Annotated in this window: 1 rRNA gene; it reads left to right on the forward strand. The window is 54.1% G+C overall.

Features of this window, described 5'->3' with window-relative positions:
* Positions 1-321 precede the first annotated feature (321 nt).
* Positions 322-1862 (forward strand): 16S ribosomal RNA (locus BCL93_RS17040).
* Positions 1863-1873: the final 11 nt, after the last annotated feature.

Genomic DNA, 1873 nt, shown 5'->3' on the forward strand with positions numbered 1-1873 from the left:
ACTCGGTCATCTAGAGTGAGCAATAACAGCAAGGGTTGACATTCACTGCCGATTCAGTAGAATACGCCTTCCTCGCAGGGCGCCGGCCGAACGGCCAGGCAGATGCGAGATGCTCCCCTCTTAAGAGATCGGAGCTGCTCTTTAACAATCGATCAGATAATTCATGTGGGCGCTTGTCGATGAAGGGGTGATCAGTCACCGATACTTCAAGGCAAGCGACTCGTCAAAGCAAGCCATATCGGCTTCGTTTTTTGAGACGTTTGAACCTTGAGCCAAGTTTGGTCTGCTTCTTTCTTCGGAAAGGTAAGACCGTATGATTTTAAACTGAAGAGTTTGATCATGGCTCAGATTGAACGCTGGCGGCAGGCCTAACACATGCAAGTCGAGCGGAAACGATCCTAGCTTGCTAGGAGGCGTCGAGCGGCGGACGGGTGAGTAATGCATAGGAATCTGCCCGGTAGTGGGGGATAACGTGGGGAAACTCACGCTAATACCGCATACGCCCTACGGGGGAAAGCAGGGGATCTTCGGACCTTGCGCTATCGGATGAGCCTATGTCGGATTAGCTTGTTGGTGAGGTAATGGCTCACCAAGGCGACGATCCGTAGCTGGTCTGAGAGGATGATCAGCCACACTGGGACTGAGACACGGCCCAGACTCCTACGGGAGGCAGCAGTGGGGAATATTGGACAATGGGCGAAAGCCTGATCCAGCCATGCCGCGTGTGTGAAGAAGGCTTTCGGGTTGTAAAGCACTTTCAGCGAGGAAGAAGGCCTGATGATTAATACTTGTCAGGAAGGACATCACTCGCAGAAGAAGCACCGGCTAACTCCGTGCCAGCAGCCGCGGTAATACGGAGGGTGCAAGCGTTAATCGGAATTACTGGGCGTAAAGCGCGCGTAGGTGGCTTGATAAGCCGGTTGTGAAAGCCCCGGGCTCAACCTGGGAACTGCATCCGGAACTGTCAGGCTAGAGTGCAGGAGAGGAAGGTAGAATTCCCGGTGTAGCGGTGAAATGCGTAGAGATCGGGAGGAATACCAGTGGCGAAGGCGGCCTTCTGGACTGACACTGACACTGAGGTGCGAAAGCGTGGGTAGCAAACAGGATTAGATACCCTGGTAGTCCACGCCGTAAACGATGTCGACTAGCCGTTGGGAGCCTCGAGTTCTTAGTGGCGCAGTTAACGCAATAAGTCGACCGCCTGGGGAGTACGGCCGCAAGGTTAAAACTCAAATGAATTGACGGGGGCCCGCACAAGCGGTGGAGCATGTGGTTTAATTCGATGCAACGCGAAGAACCTTACCTACTCTTGACATCGTGCGAACTTTCCAGAGATGGATTGGTGCCTTCGGGAACGCACAGACAGGTGCTGCATGGCTGTCGTCAGCTCGTGTTGTGAAATGTTGGGTTAAGTCCCGTAACGAGCGCAACCCCTATCCTTATTTGCCAGCGAGTAATGTCGGGAACTCTAAGGAGACTGCCGGTGACAAACCGGAGGAAGGTGGGGATGACGTCAAGTCATCATGGCCCTTACGAGTAGGGCTACACACGTGCTACAATGGCCGGTACAAAGGGTTGCAAGACGGCGACGTGGAGCTAATCCCATAAAGCCGGCCTCAGTTCGGATCGGAGTCTGCAACTCGACTCCGTGAAGTCGGAATCGCTAGTAATCGTGAATCAGAATGTCACGGTGAATACGTTCCCGGGCCTTGTACACACCGCCCGTCACACCATGGGAGTGGACTGCACCAGAAGTGGTTAGCTTAACCTTCGGGGGAGCGATCACCACGGTGTGGTTCATGACTGGGGTGAAGTCGTAACAAGGTAGCCGTAGGGGAACCTGCGGCTGGATCACCTCCTTAATCGACGACTC

The sequence above is a fragment of the Onishia taeanensis genome, assembly GCF_003268885.1.
Classification (GTDB): Bacteria; Pseudomonadota; Gammaproteobacteria; order Pseudomonadales; family Halomonadaceae; genus Onishia; species Onishia taeanensis_A.